The following is a 25,823-nucleotide window of genomic DNA, read 5'->3' on the forward strand; positions in this document are numbered from 1 at the left end:
CCCACGGGATAGCAGGTGATGACGGGGGATCCCATGTCGGACGACATCAGTTTTCAACGGGCGTCGGACGCCGTTCAGGCGGTCGGTGCCGGTCAGGCAGACTGGCTCGACGTTGTACAGACCGCACGCGACTTTCTCGGTGCGGAAGCGGCCACGTTCCTGTGCCACGACAAACAAAGCCGCTCGGTGCGTTTCATTGAGCATGCGGGGCACGAAGACAGCCTGATTCAGGAATACGCGCAGCATTACTACCAGTACGACGACTCGACCCGCCGCTTCTGGGACGCCCCCGCAGGCACTTGGTACGACTCGTCCATCGCGCTCAAGCACGAATCGCCGAACGACCGCGTGTTCTGGAACGAATTCATGCGCCCGTACCAGCTTCAGCAACTGGTCGGCGTCGTCATTTGCAACGACAACGACGTGCTCACCGCCCTGAGCATCCAGCGCATGCATGTGGTCGAACCGAACTTCGCCCACGCCGCCCGCATCGCCGAATACGAACGCCTGCTCGCCGCAGCGTTCGCCGCGCGACGTGCGTCCACCCGCATGAGCCTCGATGCGCTCGGCCAGATGCTCGATCCCACGCGTGAAGGTTTCCTCATTGCCTCGCCCGACGGCTGGACCCTCGACGCCGCAGCAGGTCTCGACGTCCTGCTCGGCAGCCCCGACTGCCAACTCGTGCTCAAACAACGGCGCCTCACACACCGGCAGTCCGACTGGCAGGCACGGCTGGCAGCGACGCTCGCCGAAGTGAGTACTACCGGGGTGGCCGCCTCGCTCGTGGTCCCCGACTCATGGGGCCATGCGTTCCGGCTGACGTTGCGCCCGCTCGGCAACCAAATGAATCACGGGCTGCGCTCGGCAGTCGGCATTCGGGTGGAACGGCGCAGCATCTTCAACGTGCCGACCGAGGCCGCGCTGCGCGAACACTTCGCGCTCACACGGGCCGAGGCGCGCCTGTTTCATCATCTCGTGGCAGGTCTCACGATCGGCGAATGCAGCGACGTGCTGCAACTGGGCACGAGCACGCTGCGCACCCAGCTATCGGCGATTCTGCGCAAGACTGGTTGCCATCGTCAGGGGGAATTGCTGCGTCTCGCCGCCATGCTCAGTCCGTGATCCCAGCCTGAGCGCAGACTGAGCGTGGCTTAGTTGCGGCTCAATCGCGTCGTGATCAGGCTTTGAGTATCGTGCTGCGCGTGCAGTTGCGGCCCGCCTGTTTCGCCAGATAGAGTTGCTCGTCGGCCGCGCGCAGAATCGCCTCGCCACTCTCGCTTTCGGCAGCCAGTCCGGTGGCCGCCCCCACACTCACCGTCACCGTGCCCATTGCGCTGCCCGTATGCGCAATTTGCAGGCGCTCAATGGCGTGCCGGATCTGCTCGGCCATCTTCGCTGCCCCCGCTGCCGGGGTATCGGGCATGACCACGGCAAATTCTTCGCCACCGAAGCGCGCGGCCATATCGGCGTCGCGGCGCATATGCCCGGCGATGTTGTGCGCCACCGCGCGCAACACATCGTCACCCACGGCGTGGCCGTACTCGTCGTTGAAGTGCTTGAAGTAATCGACGTCGATGAACAGCACCGACAGCGACGTGCCCGAGCGTTGCGCCCGCCGCCATTCCAGCGCGAGCTTGCTGTCAAGAGCACGGCGGTTGCTCAGCCCCGTAAGACCGTCGGTCACCGACAGACTCGCGAGCCGCGTCATGGCCGTGGTGCGCATACGAATCGCAGCGACCAGCAGCCACGACCCGGCAATCAGGGTGGCCGCGCAGGCCAGCGCAATCGAACCGAAGGTCGCCACGTTCCAGCGCCATTCGCGCATCGTGCCCGTGGTCAACGGCGTGATCACCACGTACAACGACGCTCCCGGCACACGCACCGACCGGTAGTCATGGGCGCGGGCGCCTGCGGGAAACGACAACGCCGTGAGCAGATCGCCGTCACGTGTGGCATTGCCGGGCAACCTCACGACAGTCCCCGGGCGTACGTCGCCACAGGGCGCACACGCCAGCACGGTGCCCTTGTCTTCCACGATCTGAATGGTCTTGATGTCGATCGATTCGACCTCCGTCACCAGATTCTGGAAGTGATCGAGCCGCAGGGCGATGACCGCCACCCCCGCAAACGAATGATCCGGTGCGTTCACGCGGCGCGTGAGCGCGACCGACAACAGGCCGCCATGCACGCGTGACGCATACGGCTGCGAGATGTACAGGCCGAGCGAGGGGTTGCCCAGATGCGAGCGGAAATAGTCGCGATCGGAAACATCGACCAGCCGGTCGGAATCCGGGTGCAGAGGTGCCGCGATCTGGCCCGTCTTGTCGACCACGTAAGCGTCGTCGAGAAAATCGCGGCTCAGCATCTGGCCGAATCGCACGCGGTCGCGCACCCGGTCGGTAAAGAGCGGCGTGGCGGGGTTCTCCGCGTCGCGCACCATGTCTTTGAGCAAGGTGTCGTAGACGGCGATGTTGCCGCCCAGACTGGTCGCGACCACGGTCGCCGCGCTCTGGGCGCGGTCCAGCGTGGACTCGATCCGCCCCTCGCGGTTGTTCTCGAGCGAGATGGCCACGCCGATCAGGATAGCCAGCGCGATGACCGTGCCGACGATGCCGATCATGACCGGCCGGCGGTCGAACTTGTCGACCACCCGCCGCAGGCGTTTGCCTGCCCAGATCTGAAGACGGTGAGGGCCTGGAGGTGTCGACATGCCCGTCCTTTCCTCGCGAGGAGATGAGGTATTCTAATGCGCGTCACCCCGATCCATCATCGTATTTCATTGCCGCCTTCCGGACCCCTCCCATGACCGAGTGCTATGCGTACCTGAGCCGTGCCTTGCCCGACCTGGATCCGCTCATGCTCTCGAAGATCATCGTCAATTCGCGAGGCTTCAACGCGACCTATGGCATCACCGGGGTACTGCTCTACGATGGCGTGACGTTCTATCAATACATTGAAGGTCCGAGCGAGCCGCTCGCCGACGCGCGCCAGCGCATCGAAGCCTCGCAACATCATGACGACATTCACGTGCTGCTCGACGGCACACCCCGTACGCCGGGCGCTTTCCCGACCTGGAGTCTGGGCTATCTGATGCTCGACACCCCGGCGCAGGCCCTGCGCGCGTTCGTCATGCCGGCCGATCATGCCGCGCTGGTGGCCGCGTTTGCCAGTCTCGCCGAAAAATCGGACGCGATGTAATCCTCTCCGGCGCAAGCCAACGACAGGCCAACAACAAAACGCCGGGCAGCCCCCCAGAGGTGCCCGGCGTTTGTCGTTACATCAGAGGCGCTTGCCAGCCGCTGGATCAGGCGGCCATGTTGTCATGCCGTCCCGATCCGACGCTGCGCCCGGTCGTAGCGTGCAATCTTAGCGCTCGACCTGACGGTTCCAGCGCTGATCCCACTGGGCACGGCGTTGGTTGATGGCGTCCCAGTCCACGGTCTTGATGTCCTTGACCAGATCGTCGATCTTGCCCAGACGCTTTTGCATCGATGCCGGCACGGTGGCCTGCGGATTGGTCGGGATGTAGGCGCCCGCCGCAGCGGCCAGCGTTTGACCGCGTGCCGACAGGAGGTACTGGGCGAGCTTCTGCGCCAAAGCGTTGTCCGGGCTGTTCTTCACCACGCACAGGTCGACCAGCAGTTGCACCGCGCCTTCCTTCGGTGCCACGTAGGCCACCGGGATGTTCTTGTCCTGAAGATCGCTGACGGCCGTCGGCGTGAGCGGGAAGATGGCAGCTTCACCCGTCTGGATCATTTCCGAGAGCTTGGCCGAATTCGGGATGTACTCGACCACGTTCGGGCCGACGGTCGTCGCCCACTTCGTGAAGCCCGGCTCGACGTTGGTCTCGCTGCCGCCCCAGATGCGGTTGAGCGCCAGGAAGCCATGCAGGCCGAACGTGCTGCTCGATGCCGACTGGAACACTACCTTGCCCTTGAACTTCGGATCGGCAAAGTCGGTCCACGAGGTCGGTGCCGCCCAGCCCTTTTCCTTGAAGATCTTGGTGTTGTAGCCGATGCCGGTCATGCCCAGTTGCACGCCTGCGCCCATGTCGTCTTTCACACGTGCGAACGGGTACAGCTCCTTGAGCACGGGCGAGTCGTCGAGCTTCTGGCACACACCCATGCTGATGGCGCGCGCCATCACGCCGTCGTCGAGAAACACGACGTGCATCTGCGGGCTGTTACGGTTGGCGAGCAGCTTGGCCAGCACGTCCGACGACGTGCCCGGCACCACCACGACCTTCACGTTGTTGGCCTTCTCGAACTCCGGAAAGACCTGGCTCGTATAGGCCTTTTCCATCGGGCCGCCGTTCATGCCGATGTAGAGCGTTTTGGCCTGCGACCAGGCTGCGCTGCTCGTGCCCAGTGCCAGCGCCGCAGCGCACATGACGACCTTCTTGGATAGCTTCATCGTGGTTCTCCTTGCGTTTCGAGAGGTAAGGAACGTGTGAGTGACGTTTTTTGACGTTGAGTGATTGCGTAACTTATGAAATAGCGAGCGACTGCGTGATGCGTCAGGCGAGCGCGGCATTCGACGCCACCTGAGTGAAACGGTCGATCCCGAAGGCATCGATCGGCGTGACGGTCTCGCCTTGCGTCACGAGATCGGCCAGCACTTCGCCCACGCCCGGGGCCAGCAGGAAGCCACCGCCCGAGAAGCCGAACGCATGCAGCAGGCGCGGTGTCGTGCGGCTCGCGCCGATGATCGGGTTGTTGTCCGGCGTCTCGCCCTCCACCCCGCTCCACGTGCGGATAAGCAGCGCGTTGCGTAAGGCGGGTACCAGTGCACAGGCTTCGCGCATCACCGCGCGCGTGGTGTCGGCGGACGGCTGGGCGTACTCGCCGTTGCCGGTGCCGCGTCCACCGCCGATCACGCAGTTGCCGCGCTCGACCTGACGCGCGTACACACCGCCGCCATACACGCCGAGGTTGTGGCCGATGCACTTCGGCAGCGGTTCGGTCACCCACATGTTCGGATAGATGGGGTGCATCGGCACCCGCTCGCCAAACGTGCCGGCAATGTGATTGGCCCACGCGCCGGATGTGTTGAGCAACCAGTCGGCGCTCACGCGCAGCGTGTCGCCCTCGGCCGGTTGCGCCGTCAACTGAAAGCGCACGCCGTCGTGAGCGATGGCGGTAATCGGTGTGCGTTCGCGCACGTCGGCACCGAGTGCGCGTGCTGCGCGCGCGAAGGCCGGCGACACGAGACGCGGGTTGGCATGGCCGTCGCTCAGGCACAACGAGCCGCCGACCGCACCGTCGCCTAACCACGGAAAACGTTGCCGAAACGCCGCGCCACGAAACACTTCCGTTTCCAGACCATGTGTGCGGGCCATCGCCGACCACGCGTCGAGCGGTTCAAGATCGGCCTCGCGACGCGCCAGCCGCAGGTGGCCCGAACGCACGAACTCGCCATCGATGCCGACCAGTTCGGGCAAGCGGTCCCACAGGCGGCGAGCGCGCATGGCCAGCGGCAATTGTTCTTCCGGGCGGCCCTGACAGCGCACGCCGCCGTAGTTCACGCCGCTCGCTTGCGCGCCGCAGTAACGGCGCTCGAACAGCGCCACGCGCAGGCCGCGTTCGGCCAGCGCACGGGCCGCCGATGCGCCGACGAGGCCACCACCAGCCACCACGACGTCGTAATGCAAGGGCTCACTCATCGCGCGCCTCCTCGGGAATGGCGGCGACGTTTTCGTCAAAAAGCATCGGGGCAATCGGAATCGGTTTGATGGGGGCTTGGGCACGCAGGCGTCCGACCTGCGAGAGCGTCTGCCCCGTCGCTTCAGCCAACAGATGGCAGGCCGCCTCGCCACACATGCGGCCCTGACAACGGCCCATGCCCACGCGGGTCAACGCCTTCAGCCGGTTGATTTCGGTGACACCGTCGTGGCGCACGCATTCGCGCAACGTGCGCGCGTCGATCTCTTCACAACGGCACACCAGCATGTCGTCGGGCCATTGGGCCGACGGGTCAGCGGGCAACGCAAACGCCTGCTCGATGCCGACGCGAAAACGCCGGATGCTCGCGAGGCGTCGCTCAAGCGTGAGCGCGTCGGGGGCGCCGGGGAGCGACGGTGCCGCGATGCCGAGGTCTTCGAGCATCGCGAGTGCCACGCGACGGCCAGCCATCTCGGCGGCATCGGCACCGGCGATACCCGCGCCATCCCCCGCCAGATAGATGCCCGCTTGCGAACTACGGCCCGCCGCGTCACGCGCCGGCAGCCAGCACTGATTCAGATCGTCAAAGACAAAGCGGCAGCCGGCGAGGTCGGCCAGTTGCGTCTCGGGACGCAGCCCGAAACCCAGGCCGAGTGCGGTGCACCCCAGTGTGTGCTCACGTCCGTCGCGCTGCCAGCGAACGGCCCGCACGCCGGCGGTTCCATCGATACCGTTCAGCGTCACGCCATGTTCGATGCGAACACCCCGCGCACGCAGCCAGCCGACGTAATAGAGGCCCTTCGCCAACGTGCCGGGCTGGTTGAGCAGACGCGGCGTCGCCTTCACCTGCGCAGCGAATTCGCTGGTGTCGAGTACGGCAACGACGTTAGCGCCCGCTTTCACGTATTGATACGCGACGAGGTACAGCAACGGCCCGGTGCCCGCGAAGACCACGCGCTCGCCGATGGCACAGCCTTGGGCCTTGAGCGCCACTTGCGCGCCGCCCAGTGTGTACACACCCGGCAGCGTCCATCCGGGGACCGGCAAGACGCGATCGGTCGCGCCGCTGGCGATGAGCAGATGCGTGAACGGCACCGCGATCTCGCGTCCCGCATGCATCGTGTGAAGACGTTGCCCACGGCTCGCGCCTTGCGACGCATTCACTGCATCGGCCGATGGGTCTGCCGGATCGCACGCCCAGACAAGCGTGTCGGGGCGGTAGTCGATCTGCGGCAGCAGTGCCGCCATGGTGGTGTGGACGGCATCCGCCTTCGCCGCCTCGAAACCGTAGAGCGTCTGCTTACTTCGGGCAAAGCCTGCGTCGGCCGGCGGCTGACGGTAGATCTGGCCGCCCCAGCGGGCATTTTCATCGAGCACGATCGGGCGAATGCCTGCCGCGACGAGTGTCTGCGCCGCGCGAATACCGGCCGGGCCGGCGCCGACGATCACGACCTCGGGACGGGCGCTCATGCCTGACCTCCGGGCGCAGCCTCGGCGGAATCGGCGGAATCGGCGAAATCCGTGGACTCGGCGTCGTTTGCAAACGGCGCGATCGCGGCATTCGTCACGATGCGCATGCCCGGACGCACGAGCGTCGAGCACGCGCGCAGACGCGTCAGTTGTTGAGGTTTCGCGGCGGCGTGACCACGCGCGGCATCAGCCGCGTCAGTGACATCCGCCGAATCCGCCTCGCAGCGCACCCAGCAATCCTGACAGGCACCGATCAGGCAGAAGCCTGCGCGCGGCGCACCGCTGAATTCGCTGATGCGCACGTGGCGCTGATGCATGAGGATGGCCGTGAGCACCGTGTCGCCCGTGAGCGCTTGCACGGGGGCACCGTCGAGATAAAACGTCACCGGCGCGCGCGAGGTCTCGGCCAGACGCGCCAGTTGCGGGGAATGTTGCAGATCTTGCATGAGGCGGGACATGAGAAATCTCTGTGAGCGCTCGCTCAGTGCTGACCGATCAGAATGCGGTTCAGGCCGTAGACGCGGTCGAGCAACAACATCGCGCCCAGCGTGATGACGATCACGAGTGCCGACACCGACGCCATCATCGGGTCGATCGACTCGGTCGCGTACATGTACATGCGCACCGGCAACGTGATGGTCTGCGGCGACGTGATGAACACCGACATCGTCAGTTCATCGAAGCTGTTGATGAACGCCAGCAGCCAGCCACCCGTGATACCCGGCAGGATCATCGGCATGGTGACGCGGCGAAACGTCGTCCACGACCCGGCGCCCAGCGACGCGGCGGCATGTTCCACGCTGCGATCGAGCCCGCTGATCGATGCGAGCACGAGCCGCATGATGAACGGCGTGATCATGATCATGTGAGCAAACGTCAGCGCGGCGAACGACCCCGTCACGCCGAGCATGGCGAAGAAACGCAGCAGTGCGATGCCGAGCACCAGCCCCGGAATGACCAGCGGCGAGAGCAGCAGACCATTGAGGAAGTTACGCCCCGGAAACCGTGCCCGGCCGATGGCCAGCGCCGCCGGCAGCGAGATCAGCAGCGACAGCGTGGCCGAAAGGAACGCGAGCTTCAGACTCGTGAAGAACGAGGCAATGAAGTCCGGATAGTCGAGAATCGCGCGGAACCAGCGCAGCGAGAAGCCGTGCGTGGGCAGCGAGAGCGTTTCTTCCGGCGTGAAGGCAACCAGCGTCACGATGATCAGCGGCGCGAGCACGAAGAGAATGACGAGCGTGTGGAACGCGAGCGCCAGAGGACTGTTTTTACGCATGATGGTGGCAGTAGAGTTCGGTTCTGCGGTCGCTGCGCTCAACCCATGCTGCGCGCGTAACGGCGCTCGAGCACGCGGTAGTAGGTCAGCATCACGATCAGGTTTGCCACGAGCAGCAGCACGGCGATGGTGGCGCCCAGCGGCCAGTTGAGCGAACTGAGGAACTGGTCGTACACGGCCGTTGCCGCCACTTTCAGACGCCGTCCACCCAACAGGCTCGGAATCGCAAACGCGCTGGCCGACAACCCGAACACCATCAGGCTGCCCGACAGAATGCCCGGCACCAGTTGCGGCAGCACGATGCGGCGCAGCGTCGTGGCGGGCGAGGCCATCAGCGACAGCGCAGCGTTCTCCGTCTGCGGGTCGAGGCGTTGCAGCGACGTCCACACCGGAATCACCATGAACGGCAACATCACGTGCACCAGCGCCACGACGATGGCGAAGTTCGTGTACTCCATCTTGTACGGACCCATGCCCACGAACGCGAACGCCTGATTGATCAGGCCGCCGGAGCTGAGCAGCATGCTCCAGCCGAACGCGCGCACCACGATCGAGACCAGCAGCGGCGAGAGAATCACCAGCAGGAAAATCGAGCGCCACGGGTCACCCATGCGCGAGAGCACATAGGCTTCGAAGGTGCCCACGACGGCACACACCGCCGTGACCGTCAGCGAGATGCCGAACGTGCGCAGAAAGATCGTGTGGAAGTACGAGTCGAACAGGACTTCGGCGTAGTTATCGAACTGGAACGCCGCAATCGGGCCGCTGGCCGGATCGAACTGATAGAACGTGAGGGCAAGCGTCATCAACAACGGAATGAGCACCAGTGCCGTGAACAACAGCATGGCCGGCGCGCTCATCACCCACATCGGCAGATAGGCATGCCACGGCGCGCGCGCCTTGGGTGCCGGTGCCGCCCGCGTCACTTGCAGCGTCTCAGCCATGAGCCGGACCTCCCGCAGTGATCGATACTGCCGATGCTGCCGGCGCGATGAAGCGCACCGCGTCCGCATGCCAGTCGAGACCGACCGGCGCGCCTTCTGCCAGCGGCTCGCCGCCTTCGTTCTGACAACACACCAGCACTTCGCCCAGCGCGCTGTCCACGCGGTACAGCCACTGGCTGCCGAGGAAGAAGCGGCTCGTCACCGTCGCCGGCACACGGCCAGCGTTCGGCGCACACAGACGCACCTTCTCCGGGCGCAGGCACAACGTCATGGCGTCGCCCACGGCGACACTGCGCTCACGTGGCGAGAGGTCGGCGAGCGGCGCGCGCTGCGTGAGTTGACCACTGAGCTGGCCGTCGAGCTCCACATGCAGATGGTCGCCGTCGCGTGCCGACACGCGGCCCGCCAGCATGTTCGCCTTGCCGATGAACTGCGAGACGAACTGGTTTTCCGGGCGCTCGTAGGCGCGGTACGGCGTATCGACCTGCGTGATGCGGCCCGCTTCCATCACGACCACGCGGTCGCTGATCGACAGTGCTTCCGACTGATCGTGCGTGACCATGATCGTAGTCGTGCCGATCTTGCGCTGGATCGAGCGGAGTTCGAACTGCATGTCCTCGCGCAGCTTGGCGTCGAGGTTCGACATCGGCTCATCGAGCAGCAGCACCGGCGGCGCGATGACCACGGCGCGTGCAATCGCCACACGCTGGCGCTGGCCACCCGACAGCTCGCGCGGGAAACGATGGCCCAGTGCATCGAGGCGCACGAGGGCGAGCGCTTCGCGGATCCGGTCCTGACGTTCGGTCTTGTCGACGCCGCGCATCTCGAGGCCGAAGCCGACGTTGTCCGCCACCGTCATGTGTGGGAACAGCGCGTAGCTCTGGAACACGATGCCCAGACCGCGCTTGTTGGGGCGCATGTTCGTGATGTCGCGCCCGTCGAGCGTAATGCGCCCGGTCGTGGCTTCCACAAAGCCCGCGATCATCTGGAGCGTGGTGGTCTTGCCACAGCCCGAAGGGCCGAGCAGCGAGACGAACTCGCCCTTCTCCACCGAGAGATTGACGTTCGAGACGGCATTCAATTCGCCGAACGTTTTGGAGACATCCGTCAGAGTCAGAAAAGACATGGTCACTACCTTCGAGCGCGTGAGCACCGCAGTTGATGCAATTGCATCGAACAGTAGCGAGCCAAATTCCCTGCCGCAAGATAACGATTCCACGAAACGAGATAAATTTTATGATTATTTCGTTTGACGGAATATATACACCAATGCCTTGCGCATTCGTTTCGCGTCAGCGTCTCGGGATAATCCCTAACTTATGATGATTATTCACTGTTTTCGCGGTTCTCGACGCATTACGGCTGTTTTCAAGCCGCAGTCGATTGCGATAGTATTTCGTTTGACGGAATAATTCGAGACCCTAATGCGCACTTCCGATTCACCCCGCGAGGCCAATGCCCCCGCAGCCGCCGACGCCGCCGGCGCGGGGATTCTGCAACGCACCTTCGCCGTCATCCGCGCACTCGGTGTCGCCAAACCCGAAGGCGAGCGCGTCACGCACATCGCCAAGGCGGTCGGGCTCAGTCAGGCCACCGTCCACCGCATCTTGCACGCCTTGATTGCCGAGCAAGTCGTCGAGCAGGACGAAACCTCCAAGCTGTATCGGCTGAGTGTCGACTTCTTCGCCATGGCGGCACAGGCCGGCAACCCGAGCGGCATGCGCACGCTTTGCCGCCCGTCGCTGCTGCGCCTGTGTGCCAGCCTTGGCGACACGATCTTCCTGCTGGTACGCAGCAGCTTCGATGCCGTGTGTCTCGACATGTGCGAAGGCCCGTTCCCGATCCGGTCGTTCACCGGCGACATTGGCGGACGGGTGGCGCTGGGGGTCGGTCAGGGCAGTCTGGCGATCCTCGCCTTTCTGCCCGAAGCCGAGCGCGAAGAGATCATCCGCTTCAACGTGCCGCGTCTGCGGGGTTACGGTGTGCTTGACGAGGTCTATCTGCGCACCGAGATCGAGCGCGTGCGGCAGTTGGGTTATGCGGGCAGCAACAGCGGCGTGCTCGAAGGCATGGCGGGCGTCGCCGTGCCGATCTTCGACCGCACCGGACACGCCGTGGCCGCGCTGAGTATCGGCACACTGGCGGCGCGGCTCTCACAAGACCGTTTGCCGATGGTGGTGGAACTGCTGCGGCGTCAGGCCGAACTCATCGGCCCGCAGACCAACCCGTTCGACGTCGCCATGCGCCGGCCGATGCACGGCCTCACGCGTGCGCTGACGACCGAACCAATTGCCTGAACGGCATGGTGTGATGCGGCGGGAGAAGCACAAGAATTTGATGGCCGAAAATGGCTAGCGGTGATCGCGCGCGCCTGCAAAAATGGCGCGTTGCACGTCGCCCCCATTTTGGTTTTTCGATTTTTCGACTTCTTGACCCTTCGCAGAGAGACACGTCATGGCATCAGGAGAACACCAGTACCGCGTTCGCATCGAGTGGATCGGCAATCAGGGCACCGGCACCTCGGGCTACCGCGAGTACGGTCGCAATCATGTGATCGAAGCCGACGGCAAGCCCGAGATTCCGGGCTCTGCCGATCCGGCCTTCCGGGGCGACGCCACGCGCTGGAACCCCGAGGAATTGCTGGTGGCCTCCGCGAGTACCTGTCACAAACTCTGGTACTTGCACCTGTGTTCCGATGCGGGCATCCGGGTCGAGCAATATCGTGACGATGCCCTCGGCACGATGATCGATACGCCGCAAGAAGGCCGCTTCACGCGAATCCTGCTGCGCCCGCACGTGACCTTACGCGCGGGCAGCGACGCCAAGCTTGCGGCCGAGCTGCACCACGAAGCCCACGCCAAGTGCTACGTCGCCAATTCCGTCAACTTCCCCATCGACTGCGAACCGCAAATCGACGTGCTGCCCGACTGACGAAAGCTCACGCAGCGGGTGGCGTCACGTGCCACTCGCCGCGAGGCTCTTGGCCAGTTCGGCGTCGTGCGCGTGTCCGCGCTTGACCGAGTCGCGCGCGCGAAAGCGTTCCACGTACGCCGCAATGGCGGGGCTGGCCGGCACCATCTTGAACTGCGTGAGAAAGTGCAGCGCGTTGCCCCACAGCGCGTCGGCGGCAGTAAACGACTCGCCCAGCCACCAAGGACCGGGGTTCTGCGTCAGGTGTCGCTCGATCGTCCACATCACTTCGTCGTAATCGCCATAGGGCGAGCGTGAGTGTTCCATCACCGGGCGGGCCAGCGCCTTGTCGGTCACCGCGGGTTCGACACAAGAACCGTAGAACACCATCCATCGCAGGTACGCGCCACGGCGGGGGTCTCCCGGCGGCGGCGACAGGCCCTTCTCCGGATACAACTCCGCGACGTACATGTACACCGCCGCCTGTTCCGTGACCACGGCATCGCCATGGCGGATGGCCGGCACCTTGCCCATCGGGTTGATATCGAGAAAGTCGGCGCTGCGTTGTTCGCCGGTGGCGAAGCGCAGCAGATGCAGGTCGTAATCCGCCTGCAATTCGTCGAGCAGCACCAGCACGCCGGTCGAGCGCGTGTTGGGTGCGTGAAAAAACGTGATTCGCCGGTCGGTCGTCATGTTCGTCTGCCTCCAGAGGTGAACACAGGTGCGGCTATCAAAACATGTTACTGCGTCAAAAACCGTCAGCATGACAATCGCGGCGAACCCTTCGCCGCGACCGGGTTGCATCAGACACGTGCGAGATGGGCGTCGATGAGCGGCACCACGTCTGCCGCATGGGCGTTGGCCAGATCGTGCGCCCCGCCGTCCACCACGTGCAGGCGTGCGTCGGGCAGCAAAGTGTGCAAACGCTCACCGACGGCAACCGGGCTGAGCGGGTCGGCGTTCCCCCAGAGCAGTAGCGTTGGCTGCGTGATTCGCGAGATATCGGGCGAGAGATCGGCGCGGTAGGTCAGAAACCAATCGGGCAACGTTGGGTTGGCGTCGGCAAACCCGTCGCGCCAGTCTTTGGCGCCGAGGTCATGCATATCGACGCCACCCGAGGTGACCGACAGCACAAGGTGCGTGACCATTTCCGGACGGGCGAGGGCAGCCCGGATGGCAAGTATGCCGCCCATCGACTGCGCGATGATGGCCGTGGGCCGGTCGAGACGAGCGATGACGGTTTGGGTCAGCGCATCGATATCGTTCACCACGGGGTCGGCCGGGGTAGCGCCAAAGCCGGGATACCCGAGCACGACACGGGTTGCCGGATGAGCGAGTTGGTCGGCCACCGGTTGCCAGAAGGCGGTGTTGCCCGAAGCGCCGGGCAGGAAAAGCATTTGAGACGGCGTGGGCACGCGCAAAACTCCAAGCGAATAGAGAGAAACGAAGCACCGGCAAGCCTCGAAGCAACCTGACGGTTTCGTGAGAGATACCGAAGAGGAAGAGAGGATAGACCGAACCGATCAGAAGAGTGAAGCCACGTCATCGGGTGGGCGTTGCGTCGGCTCAGTGGTTGGCAGGATCGCGCTGTCGCCAAGCAGATTCATGAGCGCCAGCGCGTTACGTTGCCCCTGATCTTCGTAGTTGTTATTGAACACCACGTACACGCGGGCAACTTCCTTGGCGATGACGCGAATCGGGTCGATGAGCGCGGCGAGTTCCGCTTCGCGATAGTCGTAGTTGAAGCGATCGGACGCGGCCGTGCTGTCGCGCACATTCCAAGTTTCGTGATTGCGCCCGTGCAGCCTCAGGACAGCGGCGCGTGTCGAAGTGCTCGCCCAGACCGTCGGGATGCTGTTCGTAAAGCCCTGCGGTTCGTCGACGATGGTGTTGACCCAGCCCAGTTCGCGCAGCCATGCGAGTGTGGCGTCGCGATGCGCGTCGTCAAACCAGTGATGGTGGCGAAACTCGGCAGCCACGCCATAGCCTGCCATGCGCTCGGCACACATTTCGATGTGGGTGCGGCTCGCTTTGTCGCCGGTGAGCCAAGGCGGAAACTGGAAGTGAACCAGACCGAGTTTGTCGGCCTGCGCGAGCGGTGCGAGCGCTTCGAGATAGCGCCGCCAGATTTCATCTTGCAGCGCAGCGGGCACATCCTTGTAGTAGACATTCGCGCGCGGACCGGGTGGCAGGGCGCCCTGTAAATCTTTGGGGAAGGCGACACGTGGCGTCTGGTGGCCCGTGAGCAGGCGGAATGCCTTGATGTTGAACACGAACGGCGGCGGCGTGCGTTCCGCCCAGAGCTGCGCATTGGATCCCGACGGCATCGCATAGTAGCTGCTGTCGACTTCGACCATCGGAAAGCGGCTCGCGTAGTAGCGCAGACGCGCTTCGGCCGACGCGTGTCCCGGTGGATAAAACCGCTTGCACGCGATGAGCGACTTATCCGTCCACGATGCCGTGCCCACGTATACGTTTGCGCTCATACGCCCTCCTTCCATTTCTAAAAAGCTGGAAACTTCGGAAACTCGCGCTGGCCTTCTTGCACATCGCACGCATCGGCCACGCGCATTGCGTCATCGTCGCAATGCCGACCGGGTGTCGCGTTTTGCATCAGTATAGGACGCGATATCGCCACGCCTCGTGGGGACCGGACTGGGACGATGCCATTGCATACTAGCTTCACATCTGATCCGGCACGAGCTCCCCGCACCGTGCCGTTTGTCGGCCCGCAGCTCACCCTGCGGGCCGTTTTTTCAGATTGCATCGCAGGGCATCGTCTGACTCCCGCGATATCCGCTATACCCGCTATTGCAAGCGTCGCCGCCGCGCGAGCCGCGCTATCATGACCCGCTCTACCGAAGCCAAGCTTGTCGAGTGCCCGCCATGACCGAAATGACCGAACGCCTGCCCGTCGAATTGCCCAAAGCCTACCGGCTGCTCAACCACGGCCCAACCGTGCTCGTCGGCAGCGCCCATGACGGGCGTCGCAACGTCATGGCGGCAGCGTGGAACATGCCGCTCGACTTCTCGCCGCCCAAAGTCGCCGTCGTCATCGATCGCAATACGCTGACCCGCGAACTGGTCGAAGCCTCGGGCGAGTTTTCGTTGAACGTGCCGGCGCGCATCATCGCCCGCGAAACATTGGCCGTCGGCAGCGTCTCCGGCCGCGACACCGATAAGTTCACCGACGGCACCGGCGTTCATGCGTTCGAAGGCAGTCACATTCAGGCACCCCTCATCGGGGGTTGTGTCGCCTGGCTGGAATGCCGCGTCATCCCCGAGCCGCACAATCAGGATCGCTACGATCTCTTTCTCGGCGAGGTCGTTGCGGCCTGGGCCGATCCGCGTGCGTTTCGCGATGGGCACTGGCAGTTCGCGCCCGGCGCGTCGCGCAGTATTCACTACATCGCCGGCGGCAACTTCTTCGAGACCGGTGAAGCCTTCGAAGTCAAATCATGACCCACAGCGCTCCGACACCGGCGTCCGGCGACAACACACGTGCCGCCCATGAACTCTGGCACGGCGAGTTGCTGTCGCCGTCCCATTTGCCAAGCGACGACATGCGCGGCAGAATGGGCGCCACACCCTTCGCGCAGTCGCCGTCGTCAATGCTGCCCGTGACGGAGCTGCTGTCATCCACTCGCTACGCCATGCCTGCCCGTCGCGATATGACCACACCCGGAGCGCATTCACCGCAGCCGCAACCGCTAACGCAAGAGTCTCTGCATAGCCTGCTGCCCACATCATTCGCCGCCAACCGCGGCGCGACCATCGACGAGGCGGCACGTCTGGCGGCCCTGCGACGCTATGACATCCTCGATTCTTCCCCGGAACCCGCGTTCGATCGCATCGTGCGAATCGCCTCGTACGTACTTGGCACGCCGATCTCGCTCGTGTCGCTGATCGACGAGTCGCGTCAGTGGTTCAAGGCGAAACAAGGTATCGAAGCCACCCAGACGCCACGCTCGATGGCGTTCTGCGCACACGCCATCCTGAGCGACGACGTGCTCGTGGTGCCCGACGCCCACGCCGATCGGCGCTTCGCCGATAACCCGCTCGTCACTGGCGACCCGCACATTCGCTTCTACGCCGGCGCCCCGCTGCGCACGCCCGAAGGTCATCGGCTCGGCACCCTCTGCGTGATCGATCGCCGCCCGCGCACGCTCGACGCCGAAATGCGTGGCCTGCTCGCCGATCTGTCGGCGCTGGTGGTCGACGAACTCGAACTGCGCCGCGTCAATCAGGTACTCGGCGACATGGCCATGCGCGACGGCCTGACCGGTGCGCTCAACCGGCGTGCGTTTCTCATGCAGGCCGAACAAGCGTTTGCCAACGCCCGCGCCCAGCGCCGACGGCTCGCCGTGCTGATGATCGACATCGATCACTTCAAGGCCATCAACGACACCTGGGGCCATGCCATCGGCGACCGCGTCATCGTCGAATTGACGCTGGTGGCGCGCGCCACGCTGCGCAAAGGCACCGTCATGGGACGGCTCGGCGGGGAAGAATTCGCCGTGCTGCTGCCCGAAGCCGATGCGCATCGCGCCGTGCAGGCCGCCGACCGTCTGCTTTCTGCCATCAGTAACACCAGCGTGCCGGGCGCCACCGGCCCCGTGCGCTTCACCGCGAGCATCGGCGTGGGGAGTCTTGGCCCCGACGACGCCGATTTCGGTGCGGTACTGCAACGCGCCGACCGCGCGATGTACGCCGCCAAGCAAGCCGGCCGCAATCGCGTCGCCATCGTCTGAATGACGGCGGCGCGTGGCGAAGTGTTTCGCCCGCCGCGCCGCCCTGCGTTTTCGCTTCCCACTTTGACCAGCATCAACCAACCGACACCATGGGCAAAAGCCGACTGGAAGCCTTCAGCGATGGCGTGATCGCCATCATCATCACCATCATGGTGCTCGAGATGAAAGCGCCGCACGGCACCGATCTCGACGAGTTGCTGCCGGTACTGCCGACCTTTCTGACGTACATCATGAGCTACATCTACGTCGGCATTTACTGGAACAACCACCACCACCTGTTTCATGTGGTGCAGCGCGTCTCGGGCGGTGTGCTGTGGGCCAACCTGCATTTGCTGTTCTGGCTGTCGTTGATTCCGTTCGTCACCCACTGGCTGGGCGAGAACCACCTCACCGCGTGGCCGACCGCGCTCTACGGCGTGGTGCTCTTCATGGCCGCCGTGGCCTATTACATTCTCACGCGCGCCCTGCTGGCCGTGCACGGGGAAGGCGCCAACCTCAAGCTGGCCGCCGCCATCGGCCGGGACGCCAAGGGCAAGCTCTCCGTGCTCGGCTATGCGCTGGCCATCGGCCTGGCGTTCGTGGTGCCGGCGGTGTCGCTCGGCCTGTACGCGCTCGTCGCCATCGTCTGGCTCATTCCGGACCGCCGTATCGAACATGTGATCGAGAGCTGACAAGCTGACGACCCGAAACTTCCGACAGTCGACGCGCATCGGGTTTTTACGTAGTATCCGGTCCATCATGCAAAACGTTACTTTTGAACTCACTGGCGAATTCATCGCCCTGAACGACTTGCTCAAAGTCGCCGGCGTGGCCGACTCCGGAGGCGCCGGCAAGGCGCTCGTCGCGAGTGGCCTCGTGCGCGTCGACGGCAAGCCCGAATCCCGCAAGACGTGCAAAATCCGCGCCGGGCAGATCGTTTCGCTCGACGGCGTCCGGATCAAGGTGGTTGGCGCCTGACGAGTTGCCGCTTCAGTGACCGCCACCTCACGGGTTGCCGCCTGAAATCCAGCCCCACGTCCAGCGCAAGCCGCCCCGCACCCAGCCCCAGCGCGCACGCAAGCCGTGCGCTCTCCCGGTTTCTCCCATGTCGGCCTGCCGCCGCAGGCCGCTATACTTGAAAGCGTTTTTGGTGTGCCAGCCCCTGTAACACCCGACAATGTCCGCAGGTCGTCTGAGGAGGCCCTTGCGATGGCCGTGCCCGGTTCACCGTCGTCCACCGCCGGCGCAACACCGACGCCCGGGCGCGATGCGTTGCTCGCAGCGCTCGACCGCTCGCTCGGCATGCTCACCCTCACCCCCGAGGGCACGATCGTCGACGTCAACGACAAGTTGCTCGGCGTGGTTGGCTACACCCGCGACGAACTGATCGGCCAGCCACATGCCACGCTTTGCGATGCGGGCGACCCCACCTGTGGCGACGCGCTCGAGCGCGTGGTCAGCACCGGCCGGGCCCACACCGATCAAGTGCGCCGCCGCCGTCGCGATGGCGGCACCGTCTGGTTCGAAGCCACTTACAACCCCGTTTTCGATCGCGACGGCAAGCTCGCCTTCGTGATCAAGCTCGCCGCCGATGTGACCGATCGCGTCGAACGCGAAGCACAGGACAACGCCCGCCTGCACCTGCTCTCGCTCGGCGTGGACGAAACCGATAACGCCGTGCTCATCACCGATGCGCAAGGCGTGGTCTGTTATGTGAACGCGGGCTTCACCCGCATGCTCGGCTATCGCGCCGACGAAGTGGTCGGCAAATCGGGGCATAGCCCGTTCGGCGACACCCCGGTGGACGAATTTGCCAGCGGTGCAGCTGCCGTCGACGTGCAGCAGGCCCTCACGGGCTGCCTCGTATCGGCCCGCGACGGACGCAGTTGCCATTGCGAAGTGCTCGTGCGCACGGCGCAGGGCCAACCGCTCTGGGCGTCGATCGTCACCAACCCGATCCTCGACGCGAACGGCAAGCTCGTGAATGCCGTGGCGCTTTTCACGGACATCACGCAGTCCAAGATTCAGGAAGTGTTGCAGCACAAGGCACTGGCCGCGATGGTGCGAGACGCGCCCCTCGTGGAAGTGCTCATGCTGATTTGCCGTGAGCTGGAGCAGATTGCGCCGGAAGTCATGGCCTCGGTCGTGCGCGTGGACGCCGAAGGCCGCTTGCGGCCGCAAGCCGGCCCGAGCCTGCCGGCGCAGTATCACCAGTTCATCGACGGCATTGCCATCGGCCCGAATGTGGGCACTTGCGGCACTGCCGCCTTTCAGGCGCGGCGCGTCATCGTGACCGACATCGCTCACGACCCGCGTTGGGCCGATTTCCGCGACATGGCAGCCACCTACGGACTGGCCGCCTCGTGGGCCATGCCGATCATCGCCAACGATGGCCGGGTGCTCGGCGTGCTCGCGTTCTATTACCGTACCCCGCGCGGCCCCGACGCCTTGCACGAGCGGCTGGTCGACGTGTGTGTGCACCTGTGCAAACTGGCGTTCGAGCGCGACGAATCGCGCACGCGCATTCGTCAACTGGCGTTCTCGGACAGCCTCACCGGCCTGCCAAATCGCAGCATGCTCGGCGTGCTGGCTGCGCAGGCCATCGCCAGCGCGCATGAGCTGAACACGCGCATGGCGGTGATTTTCCTCGATCTGGATCGCTTCAAGCAGGTCAACGACTCGCTGGGCCATCAGGCCGGTGACGTGCTGCTGCGCACGATTGCCCAGCGCCTGCGCCGGTCGCTGCGTGGCGCTGATATCGTTGCGCGCCTCTCAGGTGACGAGTTCGTGGCCGTGCTCACCGAGTGCGACCCCGAACGGCTCGACGCGGCCATCGAACGCATGCGCAATGCGCTCACCGCACCGTGTCAGGTCGACGGTGTGACGCTCACCCCGTCGGGCAGCTTCGGCATCAGCCTGTATCCGAATCACGGGCAGGAGTTCGACATCCTGCTCCAGCGCGCGGATATGGCGATGTATCAGGCGAAGATGGCCAGCCCGGGCAGCGTGCGGTTCTATCACGAGGACATGAATATCCACGCGCAGGAGCGCCTTGAGCTGGAAACGGCCATGCGCGACGCGCTGCGGCGCGACACCCTGCGGCTGCATTACCAGCCGCAGATCAATCTGCTCGATGAGTCGGTGTGCGGTGTGGAAGCGCTGACCCGATGGGTGCATCCGCAATACGGCGACGTCTCGCCGACGCGCTTTATTGCGCTGGCCGAGGAATGCGGATTGATCGGCGAACTGGGCGCGTGGACGCTACGCGAATCGTGCCGCCAACTGGCGGACTGGCGCCGTCGCGGGGTGGCGATCGGCAACATGTCGGTCAACCTGTCGCCGACCAACTTCCACGATCACGACCTGCCGCGCATGATCGCCGATACGCTCGCTGGCAATGAGCTGCCGCCGACGTGTCTGGCCATCGAAATCACCGAAAACGTGCTGATGGACCACAATCCGAGCACGCGACGCATCATCGAAGAGGTGCACGCCATGGGCGTGCGCCTGTCGATGGACGATTTCGGCACGGGCTATTCGAGTCTCGGCTATCTGCGCCGCCTCCCCGTCTCGGAACTCAAGCTCGATCGCAGTTTCGTGCACGACGTCACGCGCGACGAGACCGTGCGTGCGCTCACCAATGCCATCATCAGCATCGGCCGGAGCTTGCATCTGACGGTTGTCGCGGAAGGGGTCGAAGACGAAGCCCAGCGCGATCTGCTGATCGCACAGGGCTATCGGGTGGCACAGGGCTTTTTGTTCGCGCCCGCACTCAGCGCAGAGGACCTCGAAAAGTGGCTGGAACGCTGGGATGCCCGGCGTCGCGCGACCACGGTCACATCAACCACCGTGACGACCATCGTTCGGCCCTGAGGGCATTGCGGCGCTCGGGCGCTGACGGCTCGGGGATTTCGGTTGGTCAGGGGGCGAGCCCCAACTCCATCTGATGCAGGGCGGTCTCGATCGCCTGACTCTGGCGCTCATTGAGGGCATCGGCCGCAATGCTGGTGTCGTGGCGGTAAATCATCTCTCCGTAGATATCGGCCAGCACACGCGCCGACGGGCATAGCGCCCAATGGCTGTCGGCCGCCTGACGACGGGTCCAGTAGTTGATCGCCTGCTCGATTTCGGCGATGGAATAGTTGGATTTCATCGGAATTTCGGTCTCGCCGTTGAATGGAATACTGTGATTATATACAGTAATCGCAAGATCAGAGAATCGCCTGAATCGCCTTTTACAGAGTCCGATTCTCAGGCCCACGTTTCGGAACTGCAACACTTGATGCAGGTTTCGGCACCAGTACCTTCCATCCGGCACTGAAAATTCCATAAAAATCATCGCATTACCGCTTCCGGCACGATATTGGCTTATGGCAGCTATGAAGTGCCGGTTTTGCATCGCCCGGCACCGACGATGTTCGACGATCCAACGCTCGTCCCGACGGAGCCCGCCATGCCGCCGAGCCCTGCCAGACCCCGCAAGTCCCGCGCAAGCTGCGCTCCGTGGATCGCCCAAGCGCCCGAAGGTATTGGGAACGTCATGCCCGGGCCATCCCGGCGGTTCATGGCGCTCTGTGCGCTGAGTGCCCTATCCGCGCTATCCGTGCTGTATGCGCCGCACGCCCATGCGCAGGGCATCCCGCCGGGCACCGGTGCGCCGGCCGACCCATTCCATCAGCCTTGCGTCGAGATACGCGTGACACCGCACGGTGACGGTGCGGTACTACCGTCGAGCGACCCGCAGGCGCCACTGATCAGGCCGATCCAATCCATCAAGCCACTCAAGCCATTCAAGCGCTACGTCGACCTCGATGACCGCTGCGCGAATCTCCCGGAGTTCGCTCCGACGCGCGACACCGACACCACCAGCGTCTGGTACGTCAGCATGCCAGCCCACGCGGCGCATGAATCTCACGCGACGCGTGCTGTGCCCACGGCGTCACCCGGTGTTACCTTGCCCACGGTTGCCTCCTGAGCGTCGACGGTCGACGTTTGCTATGCTGCGGCTTTCGCGCGCGAGGCAACCCCGACGCCCGTGCAAGTCACCGCATTCTCCGGAGCCTCGATGCCCAACGAAACACCCGACACGCCCCGTCAGCCCCCGCGCGCCGCTGCGGCCACCGCTTCGAGCGTCAAACCGCCGCCGCCCGGCGCCACGCCGCTGGCCTGGATCGGCCTGCTGGCCGCCGCCGCCTGGGTGCTGAAGAACCCCAATCCGACCTGGGGCGTCGGCGTGCTGTGCCTCTGCGCCGGCCTGATCTCGTCGTTCGGCGCGCGCCGCAAGGGCCGTGCGCCGTGGCCTGCCTTTTTCACCGGCCTGCTGCCAGTCGGTGTCGCGCTGTTTTTCGCGCTGCTCATGCTGCGCCCGCTCTTCCGTTGATCGGCCAACGCGGGTAAACGTGCTGGCGAATATCGAAAAGTTACCCACAGCTTCTGTGGATAACCCACTGGATAACCCGGTACCACCCACTGAAAAGCCCCGCCGTTCCACGCTGTCAAGAGGATTGCCCGTTTCGGCGTCAGCCTTGAGCAAATTTTTTGCGCTTGACGATTTGCCCCGCATCTGGGCGTCGATGTCATGGCTTTGACATGCATTAAGTTGCCGCTGAAAACCTCGCACGCCCCTCTGTTTTACCCATCATGGGAGGGTTCGCAGCGCCCCTGAATCGGCCTATGATGGAGTCAAGCCGCCGCACTTCGCGCTACATTCGCGGCGCGATGGCGGCGTGGCTCTTCAGTGACTTCCGGGAGAACGTCTGGTATGACCCAATCCGACAAGCCGTCTGCTGCACCGTCGTCCGCTGCACCATCGTCCCCCTCCCCGGCTACGGCCAATACCGACAATATCAGCGAGGCCGAACGCGTCCATCTGGACGAATTGCTCGCGCACCACTCGGTGACCGAAACGGTCGACCGCGCCTCCGTCATCGATCTCATCAAGGAGCTGCGCTCCCCCGACGTGAAAACGCCCGAAGACCGGCAACGGATCGTCGAGCGAAGCCGGTTGTGGCGGGAAGTGTCGAACCGGGATACCGCCATGTCGCTGCTCAACTCGCTGGCGCAAATGGCCCCGATTCTGCTCAATTCGATCCACTGGTAACTTCCGGCCGGACCCGTCACATCGTCGACAACGCATACGACAACGCCCGCCGCATCCCTGCGCGCGGGCGTTTTTGCATTTGATCTGGATTAACTTTCCCGTCGGCGGGTATCGCATGAACGGGAATTCGGCGGGCACGTGTTTTACAATGCGGGTCGCGTCAGTTTCCCTGCTACCAAAACGTCATGACCACCACGCTGGATACCCCGATCGAATTCAAGAGCTGGATCTGCCTGATCTGCGGCTGGATTTACAACGAAGCCGAAGGCGCACCGGACGATGGCCTTGCCCCCGGTACGCGCTGGGCCGACGTGCCCGCCGACTGGCGCTGCCCGGAGTGCGACGTCTCGAAGGAAGACTTCGCCCTCTCGGAGTTCTGAGCGCGTCTTAGTGGTGCCAGCCCCAGCCGCCACGGCCGCCCCAGCCTCGGCCACGCCAACCGCGGTAGTAACCGCCGCCGTAGTAGCCGCCCACGCCGACGGTCACGACCGGCGCAGGTGCGACGGCGTATCCCGGCGCATAGCCGTAGTAGTTGTAGTAGTCGGAACCGTAGGCCGTGCCGTACGCCGGGCCGCCATAAGGCACAGCGACGCACCCCGCCATGAGCGTCGCGATTGCCGCGCCGCCAGCCAGCATGAGTAAGCGTTTCACGATGATGTCTCCCGCATGAGTCACTCGGGTCACACCGCCGAAATGCGGTGCGACGCTTACTCGTTAGACATGCGGGTTCCCGCAAGATGCACGATGCGTGCACCCTCTTTGGTTACCAAACGTGACATTGGTAACGGCGCCGGAATACTGCGAACCGCTTAGAACACCCAGCAGCGATCGCGTCCGGCGCGCTTGGCACGATAGAGCGCCATATCGGCGCGCTCGACCATATTCATCGGCGAATCTTCATCCTGCCATTCGGTGATACCGAAGCTCGCCGAGAAGCGCAGCGGCGGCTCGCTGCCTTCGAGCGACTCGCGCTTGCAACGCTCGCGGATACGGTCGGCCACACGCAGCGCGTCGCGCTCGCTCGCCCCCGGCAGCAAAATCGCAAACTCTTCGCCACCGATGCGCCCGATCAGATCGTCACCTCGCAGCGTCGACGAACAGACCAGCACGAAGCGGCACAGCACCTGATCGCCGATCGCGTGCCCGTAGGTGTCGTTGATTGACTTGAAGTGGTCGAGATCGGCCACGATCAGGCTCATCGGTTCATTCTTGCGCTGTGCCGCCTCCAGCAACTGATCGAAGCGGTGGAAGAAGTAACGGCGCGTGAGACTGCCGGTCAGTTCGTCGTAGCTCGCCTCGAAGGCCAACTGGTTGTTTGCGGCGCGCAATTCCTCGTTCGACTGACGCGTCTGCCGGTGCAGTGTGCGCTCGCGCCAATAGATGCGCCCGGCCATCATCAGGATGATTACGCCGCCCAGGTACAGCAGGAAGCACAACGCGAAATCCTTCGCGTGCTGGCGAGTCAGGCTCTCCCACGCGTCGACGTTTTCCACCGCGTAGACGGTCAGATCGTTGCTCGAACTCGCGCGCGTGGTAATGACAAACGGCTTGTGGAACTCGTCGAATTCCGACATTTGGTCGAGCAGTTCCTGCGGCACCCAGGCGTTGGCACGGCCCGGTGCCCGCTTGAACGGAAAGATGGGCATCCGCGAGAAATCGTTGCGCTGGTAAAGCGCCTGCCGCTCGGGCTCGGACAGCCCGCCGAGTTTGCCATCGAGCATGAAACGGTTTTCGAAGCGCGGATCGTTGGCCATGATGACCACGCCGTTGCCGTCGGTGATGAAGGACTCGCCGTTAGCGACCCAGTGACGCAGGCGTGCCAGCCCGATCTTGGTCATCACCACGCCGATGAGAATGCCTTCGCGATATACCGGCGCACTGAAATAGAGGCCGGGGGCCTGATGCTCCCAACCCGCCGCGTAACTTTCGAAGCGTGCGCCCAGAATGGCGTTAGTGAAGTACGGCATTCCCGCCGCCGATTGCCCGACGGGCGAAGGGGTATCGCGGAAATTGCTCGCGGCTACGCAAACGCCCCGCGTGTCGATGACCCACACCCGGTCGACGCCGAAATAGCCCTGCGCCGATTGCAGGAAGTCGTTGGCACGCGCCACGACGTCGGGTGCGCTCGCCGGCCCGTTGGCCGGGCGCAGCACGTCGCGCAGCAGGTCCACTTCGGCCAGCGTCGACGGAATCGCCCTCACCATGGACAAATCCGTGTTGATGGCGTGAATCATGCCGTCGGCCACGCGATCGGCCACGGTCTGCCCGGCCTCCACGCTCTGCGCGAGCTTATCGCCAACCAACGAGGTGGCGGTCCGGTCCGCCGCGACCCAGCAGGCGACCAGCACGCCAACCGCAACGCAGGCGGCATAAAGCCAATGCCGTATCCTCATCCGAAAATCAAACGCTCGTTCTAATATTTTTCACTTGTTACGTTGGCAAAGCGGTTCGCCTAAATTGATCGCGCTTCTGTCTTTCCCCGGACAGAAGTTCTGGTCGCGACCGGCATCCGATGCGCCGGCAAATACCTGCCAATTCTGGTCTGCGCGTCTAACTCTTTTCCCCGTTCCCGATCCTCGGCTTGTCGCGCCCCGTGCCTCCGGATCCTTGCTGCAAACTATTCTCCACCCCGACAATTGCAGGCTGTTGACAGTCTGCCGTGATCATTCTCGTGGTCTGCTTCCGGTGGTCTTCTTGCGTTCCGCTTGCGCTCTCTTTATCTGGCGAAGTCCC

The 25,823-nt window shown here is 64.1% G+C and carries 26 protein-coding genes and 1 pseudogene; 13 read left to right on the forward strand and 14 right to left on the reverse strand.

Annotated elements, in window-relative coordinates; translation table 11 throughout:
- Positions 1-18: 18 nt before the first annotated feature.
- Positions 19-1,122: a helix-turn-helix transcriptional regulator gene (locus CDV46_RS20650; protein ID WP_087724692.1), complete on the forward strand. Its 1,104-nt coding sequence runs from the start codon at positions 19-21 to the stop codon at positions 1,120-1,122.
- 55 nt (positions 1,123-1,177) lie between these two features.
- Here CDV46_RS20650 and CDV46_RS20655 read toward each other — a convergent pair whose 3' ends face one another.
- Entirely contained in the window at positions 1,178-2,710 is a 1,533-nt protein-coding gene (locus CDV46_RS20655; RefSeq protein WP_087687063.1) for a GGDEF domain-containing protein, read from the reverse strand.
- Positions 2,711-2,802: 92 nt separating this feature from the next.
- Here CDV46_RS20655 and CDV46_RS20660 point away from each other — a divergent pair, with 92 nt between their 5' ends.
- Positions 2,803-3,198, forward strand: a complete 396-nt coding sequence (locus tag CDV46_RS20660; RefSeq protein WP_170935858.1) for a BLUF domain-containing protein — start codon at positions 2,803-2,805, stop codon at positions 3,196-3,198.
- Positions 3,199-3,366: 168 nt separating this feature from the next.
- Here CDV46_RS20660 and CDV46_RS20665 read toward each other — a convergent pair whose 3' ends face one another.
- From CDV46_RS20665 to CDV46_RS20695, 7 genes are all read right to left on the reverse strand, one after another.
- Complete coding sequence (locus tag CDV46_RS20665) at positions 3,367-4,413, reverse strand: ABC transporter substrate-binding protein (RefSeq protein ID WP_058378197.1); 1,047 nt, start codon at positions 4,411-4,413, stop codon at positions 3,367-3,369.
- Between the two features lie 103 nt (positions 4,414-4,516).
- Positions 4,517-5,662, reverse strand: a complete 1,146-nt coding sequence (locus CDV46_RS20670; protein ID WP_087724694.1) for an NAD(P)/FAD-dependent oxidoreductase — start codon at positions 5,660-5,662, stop codon at positions 4,517-4,519.
- Entirely contained in the window at positions 5,655-7,130 is a 1,476-nt protein-coding gene (locus tag CDV46_RS20675) for an FAD/NAD(P)-dependent oxidoreductase (protein WP_087724696.1), read from the reverse strand. The genes CDV46_RS20670 and CDV46_RS20675 overlap by 8 nt, the downstream gene beginning before the upstream one ends.
- Positions 7,127-7,588, reverse strand: a complete 462-nt coding sequence (locus CDV46_RS20680) for a (2Fe-2S)-binding protein (protein ID WP_087724698.1) — start codon at positions 7,586-7,588, stop codon at positions 7,127-7,129. The genes CDV46_RS20675 and CDV46_RS20680 overlap by 4 nt, the downstream gene beginning before the upstream one ends.
- Positions 7,589-7,611: 23 nt before the next feature.
- A complete protein-coding gene (locus CDV46_RS20685; protein ID WP_087724700.1) occupies positions 7,612-8,406 on the reverse strand; it encodes an ABC transporter permease in 795 nt (264 codons plus the stop codon).
- A gap of 38 nt (positions 8,407-8,444) precedes the next feature.
- Positions 8,445-9,350 carry an ABC transporter permease gene (locus CDV46_RS20690; protein ID WP_087724702.1) on the reverse strand — a complete coding sequence of 302 codons (906 nt, stop codon included), beginning with the start codon at positions 9,348-9,350 and terminating at the stop codon, positions 8,445-8,447.
- Complete coding sequence (locus CDV46_RS20695; RefSeq protein WP_087724704.1) at positions 9,343-10,476, reverse strand: ABC transporter ATP-binding protein; 1,134 nt, start codon at positions 10,474-10,476, stop codon at positions 9,343-9,345. Before CDV46_RS20695 ends, CDV46_RS20690 begins: the two co-directional genes overlap by 8 nt.
- Positions 10,477-10,774: 298 nt before the next feature.
- Between CDV46_RS20695 and CDV46_RS20700 the strand changes: the two genes are divergently transcribed.
- Together CDV46_RS20700 and CDV46_RS20705 are read left to right on the forward strand one after the other, a co-directional pair.
- On the forward strand, positions 10,775-11,647 hold the full coding sequence (locus CDV46_RS20700) for an IclR family transcriptional regulator (RefSeq protein WP_087724706.1): 873 nt from the start codon (positions 10,775-10,777) through the stop codon (positions 11,645-11,647).
- 157 nt (positions 11,648-11,804) lie between these two features.
- Positions 11,805-12,281: an OsmC family protein gene (locus tag CDV46_RS20705; RefSeq protein WP_087687056.1), complete on the forward strand. Its 477-nt coding sequence runs from the start codon at positions 11,805-11,807 to the stop codon at positions 12,279-12,281.
- A gap of 24 nt (positions 12,282-12,305) precedes the next feature.
- Here the strand turns inward: CDV46_RS20705 and CDV46_RS20710 are convergent, their stop codons facing one another.
- From CDV46_RS20710 to CDV46_RS20720, 3 genes are all read right to left on the reverse strand, one after another.
- Positions 12,306-12,953: a glutathione S-transferase family protein gene (locus CDV46_RS20710; protein ID WP_058378189.1), complete on the reverse strand. Its 648-nt coding sequence runs from the start codon at positions 12,951-12,953 to the stop codon at positions 12,306-12,308.
- A gap of 110 nt (positions 12,954-13,063) precedes the next feature.
- Positions 13,064-13,675, reverse strand: a complete 612-nt coding sequence (locus CDV46_RS20715) for an alpha/beta fold hydrolase (RefSeq protein ID WP_087724708.1) — start codon at positions 13,673-13,675, stop codon at positions 13,064-13,066.
- Between the two features lie 108 nt (positions 13,676-13,783).
- A complete protein-coding gene (locus CDV46_RS20720; RefSeq protein WP_176399141.1) occupies positions 13,784-14,746 on the reverse strand; it encodes a DUF72 domain-containing protein in 963 nt (320 codons plus the stop codon).
- Between the two features lie 409 nt (positions 14,747-15,155).
- Between CDV46_RS20720 and CDV46_RS20725 the strand changes: the two genes are divergently transcribed.
- The 5 genes from CDV46_RS20725 to CDV46_RS20750 all read left to right on the forward strand — a co-directional run bounded on the left by CDV46_RS20725 (position 15,156) and on the right by CDV46_RS20750 (position 20,863).
- Complete coding sequence (locus CDV46_RS20725; protein WP_087725067.1) at positions 15,156-15,722, forward strand: flavin reductase family protein; 567 nt, start codon at positions 15,156-15,158, stop codon at positions 15,720-15,722.
- Positions 15,719-17,011 carry a GGDEF domain-containing protein gene (locus tag CDV46_RS20735; protein WP_217896760.1) on the forward strand — a complete coding sequence of 431 codons (1,293 nt, stop codon included), beginning with the start codon at positions 15,719-15,721 and terminating at the stop codon, positions 17,009-17,011. Before CDV46_RS20725 ends, CDV46_RS20735 begins: the two co-directional genes overlap by 4 nt.
- A gap of 89 nt (positions 17,012-17,100) precedes the next feature.
- Positions 17,101-17,682 carry a TMEM175 family protein gene (locus CDV46_RS20740; protein WP_087724711.1) on the forward strand — a complete coding sequence of 194 codons (582 nt, stop codon included), beginning with the start codon at positions 17,101-17,103 and terminating at the stop codon, positions 17,680-17,682.
- A gap of 67 nt (positions 17,683-17,749) precedes the next feature.
- Positions 17,750-17,968: an RNA-binding S4 domain-containing protein gene (locus tag CDV46_RS20745; protein WP_058378184.1), complete on the forward strand. Its 219-nt coding sequence runs from the start codon at positions 17,750-17,752 to the stop codon at positions 17,966-17,968.
- Positions 17,969-18,199: 231 nt separating this feature from the next.
- A complete protein-coding gene (locus CDV46_RS20750; RefSeq protein ID WP_087724713.1) occupies positions 18,200-20,863 on the forward strand; it encodes a sensor domain-containing protein in 2,664 nt (887 codons plus the stop codon).
- Positions 20,864-20,909: 46 nt separating this feature from the next.
- On the opposite strand, the gene CDV46_RS20755 is transcribed toward CDV46_RS20750, so the two are convergent.
- Positions 20,910-21,143: a DUF3717 domain-containing protein gene (locus CDV46_RS20755; protein WP_087687051.1), complete on the reverse strand. Its 234-nt coding sequence runs from the start codon at positions 21,141-21,143 to the stop codon at positions 20,910-20,912.
- A gap of 387 nt (positions 21,144-21,530) precedes the next feature.
- Between CDV46_RS20755 and CDV46_RS20760 the strand changes: the two genes are divergently transcribed.
- The 4 genes and pseudogenes from CDV46_RS20760 to CDV46_RS20775 form a co-directional block, all read left to right on the forward strand.
- A complete protein-coding gene (locus CDV46_RS20760; protein WP_140413446.1) occupies positions 21,531-21,965 on the forward strand; it encodes a hypothetical protein in 435 nt (144 codons plus the stop codon).
- A 90-nt stretch (positions 21,966-22,055) separates the two neighbouring features.
- Positions 22,056-22,370, forward strand: coding sequence for a hypothetical protein (locus CDV46_RS20765; protein ID WP_087724715.1), 315 nt, complete (start codon positions 22,056-22,058; stop codon positions 22,368-22,370).
- Between the two features lie 381 nt (positions 22,371-22,751).
- On the forward strand, positions 22,752-23,090 hold the full coding sequence (locus tag CDV46_RS20770; RefSeq protein ID WP_087687048.1) for a hypothetical protein: 339 nt from the start codon (positions 22,752-22,754) through the stop codon (positions 23,088-23,090).
- 212 nt (positions 23,091-23,302) lie between these two features.
- Positions 23,303-23,470 (forward strand): annotated as a pseudogene (locus tag CDV46_RS20775) (rubredoxin); the annotation flags it as partial.
- Between the two features lie 7 nt (positions 23,471-23,477).
- Here the strand turns inward: CDV46_RS20775 and CDV46_RS20780 are convergent.
- On the reverse strand, positions 23,478-23,741 hold the full coding sequence (locus tag CDV46_RS20780; RefSeq protein WP_174554605.1) for a hypothetical protein: 264 nt from the start codon (positions 23,739-23,741) through the stop codon (positions 23,478-23,480).
- 158 nt (positions 23,742-23,899) lie between these two features.
- Complete coding sequence (locus CDV46_RS20785; protein ID WP_087687046.1) at positions 23,900-25,483, reverse strand: sensor domain-containing diguanylate cyclase; 1,584 nt, start codon at positions 25,481-25,483, stop codon at positions 23,900-23,902.
- Positions 25,484-25,823 lie beyond the last annotated feature (340 nt).

Origin of the sequence: Pandoraea sp. PE-S2T-3, assembly GCF_002179965.1 — a bacterium.
GTDB lineage: Bacteria > Pseudomonadota > Gammaproteobacteria > Burkholderiales > Burkholderiaceae > Pandoraea.

Bases quoted from the DNA above. Each gene is read 5' to 3' on its own strand.
- CDV46_RS20675 (WP_087724696.1), bottom strand. From the start codon at position 7,130: ATGAGCGCCCGTCCCGAGGTCGTGATCGTCGGCGCCGGCCCGGCCGGT.
- CDV46_RS20735 (WP_217896760.1), top strand. From the start codon at position 15,719: ATGACCCACAGCGCTCCGACACCGGCGTCCGGCGACAACACACGTGCC.
- CDV46_RS20650 (WP_087724692.1), top strand. From the start codon at position 19: ATGACGGGGGATCCCATGTCGGACGACATCAGTTTTCAACGGGCGTCG.
- CDV46_RS20745 (WP_058378184.1), top strand. From the start codon at position 17,750: ATGCAAAACGTTACTTTTGAACTCACTGGCGAATTCATCGCCCTGAAC.
- CDV46_RS20700 (WP_087724706.1), top strand. From the start codon at position 10,775: ATGCGCACTTCCGATTCACCCCGCGAGGCCAATGCCCCCGCAGCCGCC.
- CDV46_RS20770 (WP_087687048.1), top strand. From the start codon at position 22,752: ATGACCCAATCCGACAAGCCGTCTGCTGCACCGTCGTCCGCTGCACCA.
- CDV46_RS20720 (WP_176399141.1), bottom strand. From the start codon at position 14,746: ATGAGCGCAAACGTATACGTGGGCACGGCATCGTGGACGGATAAGTCG.
- CDV46_RS20740 (WP_087724711.1), top strand. From the start codon at position 17,101: ATGGGCAAAAGCCGACTGGAAGCCTTCAGCGATGGCGTGATCGCCATC.
- CDV46_RS20725 (WP_087725067.1), top strand. From the start codon at position 15,156: ATGACCGAACGCCTGCCCGTCGAATTGCCCAAAGCCTACCGGCTGCTC.
- CDV46_RS20690 (WP_087724702.1), bottom strand. From the start codon at position 9,350: ATGGCTGAGACGCTGCAAGTGACGCGGGCGGCACCGGCACCCAAGGCG.
- CDV46_RS20655 (WP_087687063.1), bottom strand. From the start codon at position 2,710: ATGTCGACACCTCCAGGCCCTCACCGTCTTCAGATCTGGGCAGGCAAA.
- CDV46_RS20710 (WP_058378189.1), bottom strand. From the start codon at position 12,953: ATGACGACCGACCGGCGAATCACGTTTTTTCACGCACCCAACACGCGC.
- CDV46_RS20765 (WP_087724715.1), top strand. From the start codon at position 22,056: ATGCCCAACGAAACACCCGACACGCCCCGTCAGCCCCCGCGCGCCGCT.
- CDV46_RS20685 (WP_087724700.1), bottom strand. From the start codon at position 8,406: ATGCGTAAAAACAGTCCTCTGGCGCTCGCGTTCCACACGCTCGTCATT.
- CDV46_RS20705 (WP_087687056.1), top strand. From the start codon at position 11,805: ATGGCATCAGGAGAACACCAGTACCGCGTTCGCATCGAGTGGATCGGC.
- CDV46_RS20695 (WP_087724704.1), bottom strand. From the start codon at position 10,476: ATGTCTTTTCTGACTCTGACGGATGTCTCCAAAACGTTCGGCGAATTG.
- CDV46_RS20670 (WP_087724694.1), bottom strand. From the start codon at position 5,662: ATGAGTGAGCCCTTGCATTACGACGTCGTGGTGGCTGGTGGTGGCCTC.
- CDV46_RS20680 (WP_087724698.1), bottom strand. From the start codon at position 7,588: ATGTCCCGCCTCATGCAAGATCTGCAACATTCCCCGCAACTGGCGCGT.
- CDV46_RS20660 (WP_170935858.1), top strand. From the start codon at position 2,803: ATGACCGAGTGCTATGCGTACCTGAGCCGTGCCTTGCCCGACCTGGAT.
- CDV46_RS20750 (WP_087724713.1), top strand. From the start codon at position 18,200: ATGGCCGTGCCCGGTTCACCGTCGTCCACCGCCGGCGCAACACCGACG.
- CDV46_RS20665 (WP_058378197.1), bottom strand. From the start codon at position 4,413: ATGAAGCTATCCAAGAAGGTCGTCATGTGCGCTGCGGCGCTGGCACTG.
- CDV46_RS20785 (WP_087687046.1), bottom strand. From the start codon at position 25,483: ATGAGGATACGGCATTGGCTTTATGCCGCCTGCGTTGCGGTTGGCGTG.
- CDV46_RS20760 (WP_140413446.1), top strand. From the start codon at position 21,531: ATGCCCGGGCCATCCCGGCGGTTCATGGCGCTCTGTGCGCTGAGTGCC.
- CDV46_RS20755 (WP_087687051.1), bottom strand. From the start codon at position 21,143: ATGAAATCCAACTATTCCATCGCCGAAATCGAGCAGGCGATCAACTAC.